Source organism: Agromyces sp. NPDC056389, from assembly GCF_042262385.1.
In the GTDB taxonomy this organism is placed as follows: Bacteria; Actinomycetota; Actinomycetes; order Actinomycetales; family Microbacteriaceae; genus Agromyces.
Genome location: NZ_JBHJPN010000001.1, coordinates 2,375,836 through 2,391,486, shown reverse-complemented (window position 1 = coordinate 2,391,486; position 15,651 = coordinate 2,375,836). Strand labels below are relative to the sequence as shown.

Annotated in this window: 17 protein-coding genes; 9 read left to right on the top strand and 8 right to left on the bottom strand. The window is 71.4% G+C overall.

What is annotated here, in order from left to right:
• The first annotated feature begins 87 nt into the window (after positions 1-87).
• The 3 genes from ACFCVM_RS11230 to ACFCVM_RS11220 all read left to right on the top strand — a co-directional run bounded on the left by ACFCVM_RS11230 (position 88) and on the right by ACFCVM_RS11220 (position 3,165).
• The gene (locus tag ACFCVM_RS11230) at positions 88-972 is read left to right on the top strand and encodes a carbohydrate kinase family protein (protein ID WP_375836245.1); all 885 of its coding nucleotides are present in this window, start codon (positions 88-90) and stop codon (positions 970-972) included.
• A gap of 162 nt (positions 973-1,134) precedes the next feature.
• On the top strand, positions 1,135-2,676 hold the full coding sequence (locus ACFCVM_RS11225; protein ID WP_375836244.1) for a DUF222 domain-containing protein: 1,542 nt from the start codon (positions 1,135-1,137) through the stop codon (positions 2,674-2,676).
• A 144-nt stretch (positions 2,677-2,820) separates the two neighbouring features.
• Positions 2,821-3,165: a cupin domain-containing protein gene (locus ACFCVM_RS11220; protein ID WP_375836243.1), complete on the top strand. Its 345-nt coding sequence runs from the start codon at positions 2,821-2,823 to the stop codon at positions 3,163-3,165.
• A 54-nt stretch (positions 3,166-3,219) separates the two neighbouring features.
• On the opposite strand, the gene ACFCVM_RS11215 is transcribed toward ACFCVM_RS11220, so the two are convergent.
• Together ACFCVM_RS11215 and ACFCVM_RS11210 are read right to left on the bottom strand one after the other, a co-directional pair.
• Positions 3,220-3,879, bottom strand: a complete 660-nt coding sequence (locus tag ACFCVM_RS11215; RefSeq protein WP_375836242.1) for an NADPH-dependent F420 reductase — start codon at positions 3,877-3,879, stop codon at positions 3,220-3,222.
• A gap of 51 nt (positions 3,880-3,930) precedes the next feature.
• On the bottom strand, positions 3,931-6,291 hold the full coding sequence (locus ACFCVM_RS11210; RefSeq protein ID WP_375836241.1) for an LLM class flavin-dependent oxidoreductase: 2,361 nt from the start codon (positions 6,289-6,291) through the stop codon (positions 3,931-3,933).
• 57 nt (positions 6,292-6,348) lie between these two features.
• Between ACFCVM_RS11210 and ACFCVM_RS11205 the strand changes: the two genes are divergently transcribed.
• Positions 6,349-6,759 (top strand): winged helix-turn-helix transcriptional regulator, encoded by a 411-nt coding sequence (locus ACFCVM_RS11205; RefSeq protein WP_375836240.1) that lies wholly within the window; start codon positions 6,349-6,351, stop codon positions 6,757-6,759.
• A gap of 7 nt (positions 6,760-6,766) precedes the next feature.
• Here ACFCVM_RS11205 and ACFCVM_RS11200 read toward each other — a convergent pair whose 3' ends face one another.
• The 4 genes from ACFCVM_RS11200 to ACFCVM_RS11185 all read right to left on the bottom strand — a co-directional run bounded on the left by ACFCVM_RS11200 (position 6,767) and on the right by ACFCVM_RS11185 (position 10,354).
• Positions 6,767-7,258, bottom strand: a complete 492-nt coding sequence (locus tag ACFCVM_RS11200; protein WP_375836239.1) for a hypothetical protein — start codon at positions 7,256-7,258, stop codon at positions 6,767-6,769.
• A 126-nt stretch (positions 7,259-7,384) separates the two neighbouring features.
• Positions 7,385-8,302 (bottom strand): DNA-3-methyladenine glycosylase family protein, encoded by a 918-nt coding sequence (locus tag ACFCVM_RS11195; RefSeq protein ID WP_375836238.1) that lies wholly within the window; start codon positions 8,300-8,302, stop codon positions 7,385-7,387.
• A gap of 77 nt (positions 8,303-8,379) precedes the next feature.
• On the bottom strand, positions 8,380-8,829 hold the full coding sequence (locus ACFCVM_RS11190) for a DUF2871 domain-containing protein (RefSeq protein ID WP_375836237.1): 450 nt from the start codon (positions 8,827-8,829) through the stop codon (positions 8,380-8,382).
• 94 nt (positions 8,830-8,923) lie between these two features.
• A complete protein-coding gene (locus ACFCVM_RS11185; protein ID WP_375836236.1) occupies positions 8,924-10,354 on the bottom strand; it encodes a cellulase family glycosylhydrolase in 1,431 nt (476 codons plus the stop codon).
• A gap of 96 nt (positions 10,355-10,450) precedes the next feature.
• On the opposite strand from ACFCVM_RS11185, the gene ACFCVM_RS11180 reads away from it, so the two are divergent.
• Positions 10,451-11,041, top strand: a complete 591-nt coding sequence (locus ACFCVM_RS11180) for a hypothetical protein (RefSeq protein ID WP_375836235.1) — start codon at positions 10,451-10,453, stop codon at positions 11,039-11,041.
• Positions 11,042-11,056: 15 nt separating this feature from the next.
• Here ACFCVM_RS11180 and ACFCVM_RS11175 read toward each other — a convergent pair whose 3' ends face one another.
• Entirely contained in the window at positions 11,057-11,635 is a 579-nt protein-coding gene (locus tag ACFCVM_RS11175; protein WP_375836234.1) for a TetR/AcrR family transcriptional regulator, read from the bottom strand.
• 75 nt (positions 11,636-11,710) lie between these two features.
• On the opposite strand from ACFCVM_RS11175, the gene ACFCVM_RS11170 reads away from it, so the two are divergent.
• The 4 genes from ACFCVM_RS11170 to ACFCVM_RS11155 all read left to right on the top strand — a co-directional run bounded on the left by ACFCVM_RS11170 (position 11,711) and on the right by ACFCVM_RS11155 (position 15,302).
• Positions 11,711-12,793 (top strand): SDR family NAD(P)-dependent oxidoreductase, encoded by a 1,083-nt coding sequence (locus ACFCVM_RS11170; protein WP_375836233.1) that lies wholly within the window; start codon positions 11,711-11,713, stop codon positions 12,791-12,793.
• The gene (locus ACFCVM_RS11165; protein ID WP_375836232.1) at positions 12,790-13,638 is read left to right on the top strand and encodes an SDR family oxidoreductase; all 849 of its coding nucleotides are present in this window, start codon (positions 12,790-12,792) and stop codon (positions 13,636-13,638) included. Before ACFCVM_RS11170 ends, ACFCVM_RS11165 begins: the two co-directional genes overlap by 4 nt.
• A 97-nt stretch (positions 13,639-13,735) precedes the next feature.
• Positions 13,736-14,656: a S41 family peptidase gene (locus ACFCVM_RS11160; protein WP_375836231.1), complete on the top strand. Its 921-nt coding sequence runs from the start codon at positions 13,736-13,738 to the stop codon at positions 14,654-14,656.
• A 100-nt stretch (positions 14,657-14,756) separates the two neighbouring features.
• Complete coding sequence (locus ACFCVM_RS11155; RefSeq protein ID WP_375836230.1) at positions 14,757-15,302, top strand: YbaK/EbsC family protein; 546 nt, start codon at positions 14,757-14,759, stop codon at positions 15,300-15,302.
• 39 nt (positions 15,303-15,341) lie between these two features.
• On the opposite strand, the gene ACFCVM_RS11150 is transcribed toward ACFCVM_RS11155, so the two are convergent.
• Entirely contained in the window at positions 15,342-15,572 is a 231-nt protein-coding gene (locus ACFCVM_RS11150; protein WP_375836229.1) for a hypothetical protein, read from the bottom strand.
• Positions 15,573-15,651: the final 79 nt, after the last annotated feature.

Below are 15,651 nucleotides of genomic sequence, written 5' to 3'. Positions count from 1 at the left end.
CCCTCTCGATCCGGGGCGGCATCAGTGCCCGCCCGGAGCGACGGCGCACCGCCGCAGCTCCCACCGCCGCCGCTACGCTGGCCAACCATGAGCGCATCCATCGTCATCTCGGGACCGGCCGCCTGGAACCGCATCGTGTACCTCGAGCATCTGCCCGAGCCGGTGCCCCACATGCAGTTCGCGCTCGACGACTACGAGACGATCGGCGGCACCTCGGCCGGCAAGGCGCTCGGACTCGCGGGCCTCGGCCGCCCCGTGGTGCTGCACACCCTCATCGGCGACGACGTCGAGGGCCGCCGGGTGCAGAGTGCGCTCGAGGCATCCGGCATCGAGCTCTCGAGCCTCGCCGCCGCGCGCACCGAGAGCCATCTGAACCTCATGACCCGGCAGGGCGAGCGCGTCTCGCTCTACCTCAGCGCGCCCGCCGACCCGGGCGCGCCACCGTCGGCCGAACTGGCGCAGGCGATGGCGGATGCTCCGGCGATCGTGCTCGACCTCTCGGAGCGTTCGCGCGGGCTCATCGACACGGCGCGCGCCGCCGGCAGGCCGATCTGGACCGACATCCACGACTACGACGGCAGCGCCGACTTCCACCGCCCGTTCATCGACGCCGCCGACTGGATCTTCATGAACGCCGACCGCATCGGCGACGACCCGCGACCGTTCATGGAGCAGTGCGTGCTCGACGGGGCATCCGTCGTCGTCTGCACACTCGGCGCGCAGGGCGCGATCGCGGTCTCGCGCGGCGACGGCGACGGCGATCGGATGTCCCTGACCGAGGTCGCCGCCGTGGCCGTCGAGGTGCTCGACACCAACGGGGCCGGCGACGCGTTCATGGCGGGCGTGCTCGACGCGCACCTCGGCGGAGCCGCGCTCGGCGAGGCCCTCGAGGCGGGCGCCCGGCACGCGGCGACCGTACTGACGACGCGGCACCTGCACCCGGTGCTCGACGAGGTGCTCGCGGTCGCCTGAGCGACTCGCCGTCCCGCATTCGAGACGTCGCCGCCGGTTCGAAGCAGCGCCACTCCCCCTCCACAGGCGCTGCACGCCGGTCGTTCTCCACAGGCAGACAGGCTGATCAGAGTGGATTTCCGGTGATCCGAAATGTCGGTGGTCACCCATAGTGTCGATGACATGGAGCGCAGCCTCGCATCACTCGTCGCAGAGCTCGCCGATCGTGTCGGCGACCTGCTCGATGCCGCGAGCGTGCCGTCGGCACTCGCGGGCGCGCATGATCGCGACGTGCTCGCTGCCGTCACCGAGATCGAACGTCTGGGCCGCTTCACCGACGCCCTTCGCGTTCATGCCGCAGGTGAGATCGAACACCGTTCGCGTATCTCACTCGGTCGCGAGGGGCTCGCGGTGAAGAAGGGGTGCACGAGCGCCGTCGAACTCCTCGAACGCCTCACCCGGGTGTCGTCCCACACCGCGCGCGCTCGCCTGAAGCTCGGTGCAGCGGTTCGACGTACCTCCACACTGCTCGGCGATTCGATGCCGCCCCGCTTCGAACGCGTCGCCGAGGGCCTTCGCACCGGTGAACTCGGCATCGACTCGGCATCCGTCATCACGAAGGCACTCGACGCAGTTCTTCCTCGCCACGCCAACGGCGATCTCGACGGGGTGCGCGCCGCCGAGCACGAGCTCGTCTGCGCCGCGATCGGCGTCGCTGCCGCGCCCGGAGCCGCGGACGCCTCCCCCGCGACGGCCACCGAGACGCGCATGCAGGCCGCCGTGTGGGCCGAGGTCCTCGACCCCGATGGGGCCGAACCGACGCACCGGCAGTGGGCGAGCCGCGGCTTCGAACTCCTCCCGGCTCGCGACGGCCTCGTGCCCGTGCGGGGCGCGCTGCTGCCCGAAGTCGCCGGCATGGTGCGGCGCGTGTTCGACTCGATCACCAACTTCCGGCAGTCGACCGGGTTCATTCCCGTCGACGATCAGACCGTGACGCCGCTGGCCGGCGCCGGCACTCGCGCCGAGCAGTCCGGCAGGGCCGAGCACGGGGCGCCCGAGGCATCCGATCGCAGAGACCCACGCTCGCGCGCCCAACGCCAGCACGACGCGATCGCCACGGTGTTCGACATCGCGGCACGGGCCGATGAGCTTCCGACCCTCGGCGGCGCGTCCCCGACGATCGTCGTCACGGTGCTCGCCGACGACCTCCGCACCGGGCACGGCGTCGGTCACGTCGACGGCATCGACCAACCGATCTCGATGCGAGCGGTCGAGCAGCATGCGAGCGCGAACGGCATCCAGCGCGTCACGCTCGCCGCCACCGGTCGGGTCGTCGGCATCGGCACGTCCGAGCGATGCTTCAACCGCGCCCAACGCCGTTCCCTCGCCGCACGAGACGGCGGCTGCGTCATTCCGGGCTGCGACACCCCCGCATGGGCGACCGAGGTGCACCACGTCGTCCCCTGGTGGCACGGCGGCGCCACTCACACCGACAACGGCGTGCTGCTGTGCTGGTTCCATCACCGCAGCATCGACAGCTCGGGGTGGCGCATCCGAATGGCCAACGGTGCGCCCGAGGTGATGCCGCCGCCGGGCATGGGACCGCAGCAGTGGCGTGCGTCGACGGTGTCGCCGGCTCGGCGTGCCGCTGCGCTCGCCCGTCGACGGGCCGGCCCGACCGACACCACCCACACGGCCGGCGCAGTCGCAGTCGCAGTCGCCTGAGCGTCTGCGGCCCCGATGACCAGACGACGGAGTCAGGGCGGTGGTGACCAGGCGACGTGGCAGGGCGATGCGCCTGCGACGACGCTTCATGCGGCCGAACGTCGCCGGGTGTACCGTGTGCCCTGCGAAAGCGAGGAGCACACCATGGTTCTGAAGCATCAGCGCAGCGGCGTGGCCGAAGACGACGTCTACTGGCACGAGTCGATCGAAGGCACGACGATCGGTTCCGACGTGTCGCTCATCCTCACGTACAGCTCGAAGGTCGGCTCAGGGCCGCGCCTGCACCTGCATCCGTATTCGGAGACCTTCGTCATCCGGCACGGGCGCGCCCTCTTCACCGTTGGCGACGAACAGCTCGAGGCAGTCGGCGGCCAGGTGCTCGTCGTGCCGGCGCAGACGCCGCACAAGTTCGTGATCATCGGGCCCGAGGCCATGATCTCGACGCACATCCACGCCAGCCCGACGTTCATCACCGAGTGGCTCGAGTGACCGAAGTCGACCAGTCGGCCGGCCTCGCCGGCCAGCCGACCCTGTACGACCCGACTAGGCCGCGACGCGCTCCGCTCGCGCAAGGTTCGCCACGAGCTCCTCGCGGTTCTGCGGCGTGACGTACGCCGGCTGGTCGCGTTCAACGCGCCAGCTCTCGGCGAGCGTGCCGACGACGACCGAGTCGAATCCGAGGTCATCGAAGAGCGCGGTCACCAGCTCTGCAGCCTCGTCGAAGTCGCTCGCGGTCGACAGCGCTCGGCGACCCGGCGTTCCGGCGGGAGCGCCATCGGTGAGGATCGCCGCTGCGGCGATGTTGTTGAAGCCCTTCACGACCTTCGACTCGGGCAGGTGCGCCTGCAGCAGCCCCGAGACCGTCGCCTCACCCGAATCGAGTTCGGCGATGCGGCCGTCGCGCTCCCAGTAGTAGTTGTTCGTGTCGATCACGATCTTGCCGGCGAGCGGCTCGACGGGGATGTCGCGGTACGACTTCAGGGGCACACTCACGATGACGAACTCCCCGGCCTCTGCGGCCTCGGTCGGAGTGCCGGCCGTCGCGTTCGGGCCGAGCTCCGCCACGAGCTCGACGAGCGTCTCGGGGCCGCGCGAGTTGGCGATGGTCACACGGTGGCCGAGCTCGACGAGCTTTCGGGCGAGCGTGCCGCCGATGTTGCCGGCGCCGATGATTCCGATTTCAGTGGGAGCGAGGTTCGTCATGTCGGATGCAACGCGTGCGCCGCGATTTGATTCCGGCGGATTCGAATCAGGTCACGCCGGCTCGATGTTCGCGTTGTCGCGGAACACGTTGCCCGGATCGACCTCCGCCTTGATCGCGCGCAGTCGCTCGAGGGTGGCAGGCGGGTAGGCGGCGGAGACCGCGTCAGGCCCCGCCTCGGTCTCGAAGCTCACGTAGGCACCCGAGAAGTGCGGCGCCATGAGCTCGTTCCAGTGCTCGCTCGTCCGGTGCCGGCTCGAGCCGAAGGCGACGACCGAGAACTCGGCCGATCGGTGCGCGAACGCCGTGGCGTCGGCGGGCACGTCGTGCACGGCGCCGCCGACGGCGCGCAACTGGAAGAAGTAGGTGGCGCCGCTCGCGATGAAGCGCGCGGCATCGGCCGCGAACGACGGGGTGATGCGGCCGATGATGCCCGTGCGCGCCGTCGGCTCGCCCTCGGCGCCGTGGCTGCCGTCGGCGGCGTTCGCCATGATCGACTCGTAGCTCGTGAGCCGCACGTCCTGGCCGATGAGCGGAGCGACCTCGGCGAGGGGCTGCAGGCGAGCGATGACCGTGTCGGGGTCGTCGGAGTCGATCACCGCCATCACCTGCGCGACGGGCGGTTCGCCCGGGCGGGCTCCGCCCATGAGCAGGAAGCTCGTGACGTCGCGCGGCGACTCGACGACCCAGTCGCCCCATGCCTGGAGGAACCCGGCGGTGTCGCTCGCGTCGAAGGCGAGCTGCGCGAACCCGAGCGGCCCGACCTCGTCGACCTCGAACTCGAAGGCGGTGACGATGCCCATGTTCGCCCCGGCGCCGCGAACGGCCCAGAAGAGATCGGGATGCCGCGTGGCATCCGCTCGCACGACGGAGCCGTCGGCCAGCACCATCTCGACCGCACGAACGTGGTCGATCGTCAGCCCGTGCTCGCGCACGAGCCAGCCGATGCCGCCGGCCGTCGCGAGCCCGCCGACGCCCACTCCGCCGTAGTCGCCCGAGGAGAGCGCCCAGCCGTGCGGGGCGAGGAAGGCCGCGACATCCTGCCAGCGCGCGCCGGCCTCGACGCGAACGAGACGGTTCGCCTCGTCGAGCACCTCCATCGCATTCAGTCGGGAGAGGTCGATGACGATGCCGCCGTCGTTCGTCGAGCGACCGCTGATGCCGTGGCCGCCGCTGCGCACGCCGAGGGGGACATCGGGGTTCGACCGCGCGAAGTCGACCGCCTCGGCGACCTGGGGCGCATCGGCCGGGCGCAGCACGAGGCCGGGCGCTCCGCCGCGCATGTACGTCGACTTGACGCGCACGTAGCCGGCATCGCCCGGCTCGATCGCGTCGGCTGCGAGCGAGGCGGGCACGGCGTCGTAGTCGATGCCGTCACGCCGCTTCGCGCGGACCGTGGAACTGCGAACGATCGAGCTGCGCACCGGGGCGCCTGCCGCTGCCGGCGACCGCACTGTGATCGTGTCGGCGGATGCCGCGGCATCCGTCGTACGCAACTCCCGCGCCGCCGCTTCGCGAAGGGCCGGCGCGACCTCCTCGGCGAAGTGCACGATGGTGGCGGGGTCGTCGCTCGCGAGGATGAACGTGCCGACCCCGTCGTCGACGACGTAGGGCAGCAGCTGCTCGACCCACTGGCTTGCCGGACCGTTCAGGAACCCGGCACCCGCGCCGAACCGGCCGCCGACGTTGACGAGGCGCCGGATCTCGCGGGGGTCCCGGCCTGCGGCGATCGCCGCTTCGTCGATGCGGGCGTTGCCCGCCGCGTAGTCGCCGGGCTGCATGTACCCGAGCGAGGGGAGCCAGCCGTCGCCCTTGCGGCCGATGAGCCGGAGCATGCGGGGCTTCAGCGCGCCGATGATGATCGGGATGTTGTGGGCGGGCGCGGGCCCGCGCTTCGCGCCGTCGACCCGGTAGTAGGTGCCGTCGACCTGGAAGCGGGCACGCTCGCCCTGGTCCCAGATGCCGCGGATCACGTCGATGCCCTCGGAGAGCGCGTCGACCGCCTGCCCCGGCGTGAGCTTGCGGCCGCCCATGGCCTCGATCGCATCCCAGAATCCGCCGGCCCCGAGGCCGAGCTCGAAGCGCCCGCCCGAGAGCAGGTCGAGGCTCGCGGCGGCGCGGGCGAGCACGGCCGGCGGCCGCAGCGGGAGGTTCGTGACGTTGGCGGCGAGGTGGATGCGCTCGGTGCGCGCGGCGACCCAGCCGAGCAGCGTCTGCGTGTCGTGGAACGCGGGCTGGTACGGGTGATCCTGGAACGTGACGAGGTCGTAGCCCGACGCCTCGCTGAGCTCGGCGAGTCGCACGGCGAACTGCGGCGGGTCGTTCTTCGGCGTGATGAACGTGCCGAACTGCAGGTCGTGGCCGTAGTGCATCGTGCTCCGATCGGTCGTGGGCGCACGGGCATCCTGCGCCACTCCCCCATCCTGCGGCACGGACGACATCGATGCACGAAAGAGGTAAGCTACTTACCTATGGTAAGCCAGCATGAACCGGATGCCGCGGCCGTCGCGATGCTCGACGAGCGGCGCGCCCGCCTGCACGACCTCGGCCACATCGACGAGGCGGAGTGCCGGCGCTTCCAGAGCACGGTCGAGTTCGCCGGCCGCAAGTGGAACGCCGCGATCCTGCTCGCTGGCGTACGTGGAGCCCGCCGGTTCTCGGAGTACCGGGGCGCAGTCACTGGCATCTCCGATCGACTGCTCGCCGCGCGTCTCAAGGAGCTCGAGGACGAGGGCATCGTCGAGCGGCACGTGCGCGCGACGACCCCGGTGACGATCACCTACACGCCGAGCGCTGACGGCCTCCAGCTGATCGAGCTGCTGCAGCCGCTCGTCGAGTGGAGCCGCGCTCGGCCGGCCGAGACGGAGCGCTCGGCCGGCTGAAGGCCGGCTACTTCTGGTCGGACTCCGGAGCGGCCTTGTCGGCAGCGGCGGGCGCCTCGTCGACGACGGGCTCCGAGACGACGGTCTCCTCGACGACGACCTCCTCGACGACGGCCGGCGCATCGGCGACCGGCGCGACGGCGGCGGCTTCAGCGGCAGCCTCTGCCTCGGCGCGGTCGAGCTCCGCCTCGAACGCGGCGTCTTCCGCAGCGACGAGTGCGGCGGCCTGCGCCGATGCGGCGCGGGCGCTCCAGCCGAGTGCGTGCACGGCGAGGGCGATGACCACCGACAGCGCGCCGACGGCGAGCAGCAGGCCCGCGATCGTCGTGTTCGACTGCGCGCCGAGCAACCCGGCGACATCCTGCGAGCCCGAGGTGTAGAACTCGACCTGGGACGCGGTCGACGAGTTCAGGAGCCAGTAGCCCCCGCCGATCAGCGCCACTGCCGCGACCCAGAGCAGGATCAGCGGCACGTTGACCTTGGAGGCAGTTGTATTCACGGTGTTCGTCCTTCGTCATCGGGAGAGGCCGGTTCGGCCTCAGGGCACGGTATTTGCTGAGCCTATGCGTGTCCTATGCGTCAGGGGAACATCCCCCGGGAGACCGATTGGTCGCGACGCGACCGATCAGATCGCCCGATGGTCGACGAAGGCCATGCGGGGTCCGCGCCGGGGCCGACCGGGCACCCCCGCGGCGCCGAGCAACCGCACGACGCGATAGCGGTGGCCGCGCCACGGCTCGAGCGTCGCGAGCATCTCGTCATCGCTCATGTCCCGCCCGGCGAGGGCATGCCCGATGAAGTTCGAGAGGTGGTAGTCGCCGACCGAGAGCGCATCGGCGTCGCCGAGCGCACGCTGGGCCACCTCGGCCACGGTCCACGGGCCGACGCCGGGCATGAGGGTGAGGCGAGCCGCGGCATCCGCCGGGGTCATCGCGACGACGGCCTCGAGCTTGGGCGCGTAGCCGGCCGCGTTCTGCAGGGCGCGCGCCCGCTTCGGGTCGACTCCGGCCTGATGCCACTCCCAGCTCGGAATCGTGCGCCACACCTCGGGCGACGGCACCACGCGCATTGGCCGTGGCGTCGGGCCGGGGGCCGGGGCACCGAAGCGGGTCAGCAGTCGGCGCCAGGAATCGTGCGCCTGCAGCGTGATGACCTTCTGCTCGAGGATCGTCGCGGCGAGGGCCTCGAAGACCTGCCCCGTGCGCGGGATGCGCAGGCCGGGGTTGCGCCGGTGCGCGTTGTCGAGCAGCGGCAGCCGCGGCTCGAACCCTGACGGGTCGTCGGCATCGCCGAGCAGCGCGGGCGCCTGCGCCGCCGCCGCGCCTGCGCCGGGGCCCCACGCCTCGCAGCGCAGCGTGTCGGAATCGGGCTGGGTCAGGCGCAGGGTCGCGTCGCCCTCGACGGTGCGCGTCGTGCGCCACACGGCGCCGCTCGCGTCGAGCACGAACGCCGGGTCGCCACCGCCGCGCCGCAGCGCGCCGAGCGTCTGCCGCAGGTCGGTCGGATGCCGCGGCCGCCAGCTGAGGGCATGGTCGGCGATCACGGCTCCAGTGTGCCCCACGCACCTGACAGCCGCGATGCCGACGATCGCGGCCGCTCCGGGTGCGGGGGCCCTGTCGCCTACTCGGCGACCGGGGCGGCTGCCGCGAGCGGCGAGGCGGCGGGCGCCACGATGCGGCTCCGGAGCGCGAGGAAGAGCAGCACCATGCCCGCGGTGAGAGCGATGTGGCCGAGACCCGCGATGCCGGCGATCGCCGACGTCGACTCCTCGCCCATGACCGTGAGCGAACCGTGCCAGATGAGCATCGCCGAGGTGACGATGACGCCGGCGTTGTAGACCCAGAAGAACCACTCGAAGAGGTGGCTCTTCGAGATCGTGAAGACCTTCTCGATCACGAGCACGATGAGCAGCACGATGAAGCCGAGCGTCAGCAGGTGCGTGTGCGCGAGGCCGAGCTGGGTGAACTGCCCCTCGGGGAAGTCGTTGGCCTTGGTGAACTCGCGGTAGAAGAGTCCGGAGCCGACACCGACGATCATGTACGCGAACGCTGCGTAGAACAGTTTCTGCATGGCGGTTCCCTTCGAAGGTTGGCGAGGTGGTCGAGCCTCACCTCGATACTCCTCTCATGGAGCGCACCGACGCATCGAACGAAAGGTTGAACCCTCAGCCCGGTCGGACGACGACCGTCTGCTCGCGGTCGGCCGCGTCGATCGTGAACCGGAGGATGCGGAGCACCGGATCCCACGAGACGACCTCGCCGCCCTCGACGACGCCGCCGTCGGGGAACCCACCGGCCGGCAGGTACACCTCGCTCGGCGCAGAGCCGGCGCCCGCATCGCGGTCGGGAGTGACCACGATCTCGAGGGAGTCGGGCTCCGAGTTCCAGGTGCGCAGCTCGCCGGCGATCGCCCGGGGGTACGGCCGGTCGAGCAGCGCGATGAGGTTGCGCGGCGTGCCGTCGACCTCGTACGGGCCCCATGAGCCCGGGTCGCGCGACCAGTACGCGATGCCGATGCCCGAGGCATCCGATGTCGAATAGACGAGGTCGACGTAGTCGAGCGCGCCCGGGAGCGTGGTGTCGAGGCCGAACTCGCCGAGGATGATCGGCACGCCGCCGAGGGCCTCGGCAGTGCGCAGCGTGTTCGAGCGCCAGGCGGCGATCGTGGACTCGACGAGGTCGCGGGAGGTGCCGCTGAACCCGTCGCCGAGATCCATCGGCAGGGGGTAGAGGTGCGGGCAGAACGCGATGCGCGGGTCGCCCTCGCGCGGGTCGTCGATCGCGCCGATCGCGCTCGGCAGCCCCCAGTTGAATCCGAGCGCCTGGGGTTCGAGGCAGGCCCAGGTGTCGTCGTCGACCTCGCGGATCGCGTCGACGGACTTCTGGTAGAGCGCCGTGAGCGGCCCCGCCTCGAAGGCCGGCCCCTGCACGGTGCCGCCGTACGGCTCGTTCATGAGGTCGTACGCGACCACCACGTCGTCGTCGGCGAAGCGCTCGGCGACGGCCCGCCAGGCACCCGCGTAGTGATCGGTGAGCTCGGGGTGCTCGCCCGTCGTGTTCCAGAAGTTGTCGAACGCACGGATCACCCCGGGCTCGAGGTAGTAGAGCTCCCACTGGTCGTGGTGCGCGACCGGGAAGCCGTCGAGGTAGGTCGCCCATTCGGGCGCGCCGTTGCCGTTGTCGCCCTCGGGCGTGATGCCCGTGCCCCACAGGTCCTGGTGCATGTCGAGCATGACGTGGTAGCCGCGCTCCTCGTACCAGCCCACCCGCTCCTCGACGTCGTCGAGGTACCCCTGGTCGTAGACGCCGGGGCTCGGCTCGACCTTGCGCCACGAGATGAGGAAGCGCACGAAGTTCGTGCCCATGTCGGCCTGCTCCTGCACGAGCTGGTCTTCAGTGAAGTCGGGCATGCCGTCGGGCACGATCTTCGCGCTGCTCGCGGTCGAGAACCCGTGCTGCACGAGCGCCCGGCCATCGGAATCGGTGATGAACGAGGCGGCCTCCGCCGGCCCAGGAGTGCGCATCGCCGCGGCCGCTCCGCCCACCACGAGCAGCACTCCCAACCCTGCAGCGACGGTGCTTCGAGCGGCGAACATCCGGTCCTCCTTGACGTATGTGAGGGGGAGGCTATCATCGATCGCATGCCGACTAGGACAGTTGACCCACATCGCTCTCGCCGTGTGGAGTGGTCGGTGCTGGCGACGCTCGGCGCGCTCGCGATCCTCGTCGGCGTCTGGCCGATCACCGGGGTGCTCACGACCTGGGTGCCGCTGCTCGCGGTGCCCGCCGCCGCCGGACTTCCCTACCTCATCCCCGCACTCCGGCTGGTGCCGCTCGGCGACACGACGTGGGCCTTCTGGTTCGCGGACGTCGCGGGCGTCCTCGTCATGCTGCTCACCGCGTTCGTCATGCTCCGCGCCCCGAAGCGCCGCGCAGCGCCGAGCCCCGGCCGCGCGTTCGGCCGCGGGGTCTGGGTCACGATCGTCGCGGTCGTCGCCGGCAACCTCGTGCGCGGCGTGTTCGCGAGCTTCATGGTGCACGCCGACCTCGGCACCTACCTCGGCACGCTCGCGGCGAACGTCGTGGTCTCGGCGATCACGGGCGCGCTGATCGGCCTCCTGGTCGGCGCCGTCGCGGCGATCGTCGCGGCGACCGGGCGGCGCGGCTCCGACGGCGCAGGCGGCGACAGCGACAGCGACGAAGCGGATGCCGCAGCTGACGCCGAAGCGCCCGCCGTCGCAGACGACGCCGACGCCGACGCCGAGGCATCCGTCACCGTCTGACGCACGCCGCTCGCGTCAGCGCGGTGCGAACGCCGCGTGGAAGATGGCCCACGCCCGCCGGGCGACCCGCCGGCGGTCCTCGGCGCCGGTGCGCGCGAGCAGGTCGGCGAGCATCGACACCGCGAGCAGCACGTCGGCGTCTTCGACGGCCTCGCCGATGCGGCCCGCCGCGCGTTCGCGCACGACGACCGCGCCGACAATACCCGCGAGCCGCGTACCGAGGTGAGCGACCCGTTCGTCGTCCTGGTGCTGCCAGATGAGGTCGATGAGCGCGGTCGACACGACCGCTTGCCCGATGATCGCCTCGAGCAGGTCGTCGAGGGTCGCGCTCTCGGGCTCGACGGCGGCCTCGAGCTCGTCGATGTTCTCGTCGAAGACCGCGACCGCGAGCGAGAAGCGATCGGGGAAGTGGCGGTAGAGGCTGCCCTGCCCGACGCCGGCCCTCTTGGCGATCGCGTTGAACGGGCCCTGCAGGCCGTCGGCGGCGAAGACCTCCCGCGCGGCGGCGATGATCGCGCGGCGATTCCCGGGGCCGGCGCTCGGCCCTCGGTTGGCCTTGCGGGCCTCGGAAGTTCCCTTCCCACGTTCAGGCACGGGTGCTACCTTACTACCGGACAAGGATGTCCGGTATGGGCTTCGCACCACATCGAAGAGAAGGAACGACACACCATGAGCACCCCCAAGACCCTCTCGGGCGACGACTCCATCAAGACCTGGCTCGAGCACCCCGTCGGCGGGCCCATCATCCGCGACCTGCTCGCGCAGGCGGGTCAGAACCCCGACGTGCTGAAGCCCGTGCAGCGACTCGCGATCAAGCGACTCGTCAAGCTCAGCAAGGGCCAGTTCAGCCAGGAGATGGTCGATCAGCTCGTCGCGCGCGCGGCGGCCGGCGAGGTGCCGGCGGGCGCAACGGATGCCCCCGTCGAGGCACCCGAGCCCACGACCGAATCGGCCGACGCCGTCGATGCCGCCCCAGAGGTCGAGCGCCCCGAGTGGGTCGAGCGTCTCGACCAGGGCCGCTTCACGGGCAAGACCGTCATCGTCACGGGCGCCGGCTCCGGCATCGGCCGGGCCACGGCATCGCGCGTCGCCCGTGAGGGCGGCCGGGTCATCGCCGTCGACGTCTCGCAGGAGCGCCTCGACGACTTCGCCTCCGAGCACGAGGGCGCCGAGATCGTGACCCTCGTGGCCGACATCACCGACGACACGAAGGTCGCCGAGATCGTCGCCGCAGCGGGCGACCGCATCGACGGCCTCGCGAACATCGCCGGCATCATGGACGACATGACGCCGATCGGCGAGCTCACCGACGCCGTCTGGAAGCGCGTCTTCTCGGTCAACGTCGACGGCACGATGAAGCTCATGCGCGCCGTCGTGCCCGTCATGGTCGCGCGCGGCACCGGTTCGATCGTCAACACCGCCTCCGAGGCGGCACTCCGCGGCTCGGCAGCGGGCGTCGCCTACACGGCGTCGAAGCACGCGGTCGTCGGCCTCACGAAGTCGACGGCGTTCATGTACGGCCCGAGCGGCCTGCGCGTCAACGCGGTCGCCCCGGGCCCGACCATCACGAACATCGAGGCGAGCTTCGCCTCTCCGCTCGGCGCGGAGCGCGTGCAGCTGGCGATGACGATCCTGCCGGACGCCGCGGAGGCCGAGGCCCTCGCCGCGTCGATCACCTTCCTGCTCAGCGACGACGGCGTGAACATCAACGGCGTCGTGCTCGCGAGCGACGGCGGCTGGTCGGCGGCATGACCGCGGCAGCGCGCGACGAGCGCGACGTCCTCGTCGTCATCGGCGTCGGCGGGATGGGCGAGGCGATCGCCCGCCGGCAGGGCACCGGCCGCACCGTGGTACTGGCCGATTTCAGCGAGGCGTCACTCGACCGCGTCGGCGGGGCACTGCGCGGCGACGGCTTCGAGATCGTCACGCAGCTCGTCGACGTGTCGTCGCGGGGTTCCGTCGCCGACCTCGCGGATGCGGCGGCCGAGCTCGGCCGGGTGACCCAGGTCGTGCACACGGCCGGGCTCTCCCCGGTGCAGGCGCCGCGAGACGCGATCCTCGCCGTCGACCTGCTCGGGACGGCGATCGTGCTCGACGAGTTCGAACGCGTCATCGCCCCGGGCGGTGCGGGCCTCGTCATCGCGAGCATGGCAGGTCACTTCCTGCCGCCGCTGCCGCCCGAGGTCTCGCATGCCCTCGCAGCGACGCCGAGCGACGAGCTGCTCGGGCTTCCGGTGCTCGCCTCGATCACCGAGGCCGCGGCGGCCTACCCGTTCGCCAAGCACGCCAACCACTTGCGGGTGCGCGCGGCGAGCGCCGGATGGGGTGCGAAGGGCGCTCGCGTCAACAGCATCAGCCCCGGCGTCATCTCGACACCGATGGGCCAGCAGGAGCTCGCCGGCGAGTCGGGCGGGCAGATGCGCGCCATGATCGACGCGTCCGGCACCGGCCGGGTCGGCACCCCGTACGACATCGCGGATGCCGCGGCGTTCCTGCTGGGCCCCGATGCGAGCTTCATCACGGGCACCGACCTGCTGGTCGACGGCGGCGTTGTCGCCGCGGTCAGCACAGGGCGGCTCGACGTGCGCCGACGGTAGGCGACCGCTTGCGCGACTGCGGGGAGCGGGCGACTGCTCCCCGCAGTCATCCTGCGGAGGGGTGACGGCTCCGGCCAGCCCCCGTACGATTCCGAGGATGGGAACCCCTCGACCGTCGAACTCGGAACTCGTCGACGCCGCGCTCGACCACCTCGATCGCCTCTACGTCTTCCCCGAGGCGGCCGCCGCTGCGGGTGCCGCCGTTCGCGAACTTGAGCGGTCGGGAGCCCTCGCCGACCTCGACGAACCCGAGTTCTGCACCCGGCTGACCGACGAACTGCAGGCCCGCACCCACGACAAGCACCTGCGCGTGCGGACGCGGCAGACCGACGAGAACGCAGGGCGGAGCCAGGAAGAGGTCGTCGCCGCCCTCATCGCGCGATTCCGCAGCGACAACTGGGGCATCGCCAAGGTCGAGCGACTCGCCGGCAACATCGGCCTCATCGACCTCCGGATGATCGTGGACGCATCGCTCGCGGGGCCGACGATCGCTGCGGCGATGGAACTCGTCTCCCGCACCGACGCGCTCGTCTTCGACCTGCGGTCCTGCCTCGGCGGGTCGCCGAACGGCGTGCAGTCGTGGATCAGTCACCTCACGCCCGACGACGAGACGCAGCTGAGCTCCGTGGTGGAGCGCGAGAGCGAATCGACCCGCCAGTACTGGACGCTCGCCGACGTGCCGGGCCCTCGCTACCTCGACCGAGACGTCTTCGTCGTGACGAGCGGAGCGACCTTCTCGGGCGCCGAGCAGTTCGCCTACGACGTGCAGGCGATCGGCCGCGCGACGATCATCGGCGAGACGACGGGCGGCGGCGCCCACCCCACCCGCTTCATCCCCATCTCGGACACGATCGAGATCACCGTGCCGTTCGCCCGCGCCGTCAACCCGGTCACCGGCTCGAACTGGGAAAGCGTCGGCGTCGTCCCCGACATCGCGGTCGAACAGGGCGATGCGCTGCAGGCCGCCCTCGACGAAGCCCGCCGCCGAAGCGGCGAGCGAGCCGACGCCCCCGCCTGATCCGGCCGCTCCGCCCGTCGGAGCGAAACCCGGAGCCGTCGGCGCTCGCGCGATCCGCGCTCGCCCGCGGCATCCGCTCGGCACCGACTACGCTGCTCGGATGCGCTTCGGAACGCTCGACTTCACGCCCGCCGCAGACTCCCCCGATCTCCTCGGAGCGCCCACCGCCGTCGCGATCGCCGCGATGCCGGCAGCGGATGCCGCGGGCGTGCTGGTCTCGGCGATCGATCCGGGCCTCGCGGACACGGCCGCGTTCTGCGCGCACCACGAGATCTCGATGGGCGACGGTGCGAACTGCGTGATCGTGCAGGCCCGGCGCGGCGAGCGCACCTGGTACGCGGCCTGCCTCGTGCGCGGCGCCGACCGGCTCGACGTCAACGGCGCCGTGCGCCGGCACCTCGACGCGCGCAAGCTCTCGTTCGCCCCGATGGACGCCGCGGTCGAGCTCTCCGCCATGGAGTACGGCGGCATCACGCCGATCGGCCTGCCCGCCGACTGGCCGATCCTCATCGACGAGTCTGTCGCGGCGCACGAGCGGCTCATCATCGGCAGCGGCATCCGCGGTTCGAAGCTGCTCGTCTCGGGTGCGCTGCTCGCGAGCCTGCCGAACGCAGAGGTGCTGCCGATCGCGCAGCCCTCGGCGTAGCGCGCGGCTCGGCGCCGCCCGCGCAGCCGGCGGGACCGCTCAGCCGTGCGTCTCGGCGCTGCGACGGCCGCGACGCCGCACGATGAGCAGGGTCGCGACCGATCCTCCGATCGCGACGAGGAGCGCCACGACGGCGACGCCCAGGTAGCGCCACTCGGATGCCTCGCTGTAGGGGAACGTGTCGGCCCAGTCGAGCCCGACGCGCACGATGACCGCGCCGACAACCCAGCTCAGCAGGATGCCGCCGATGACGAACAGTGCGCGACGCATGCCCTCATCGTAGGAGCCTGCGCTGTCGGCACCGGGCGCTAGCCTCGTTGCGGTCCGCGATCACGGGCCGCAGACAGAG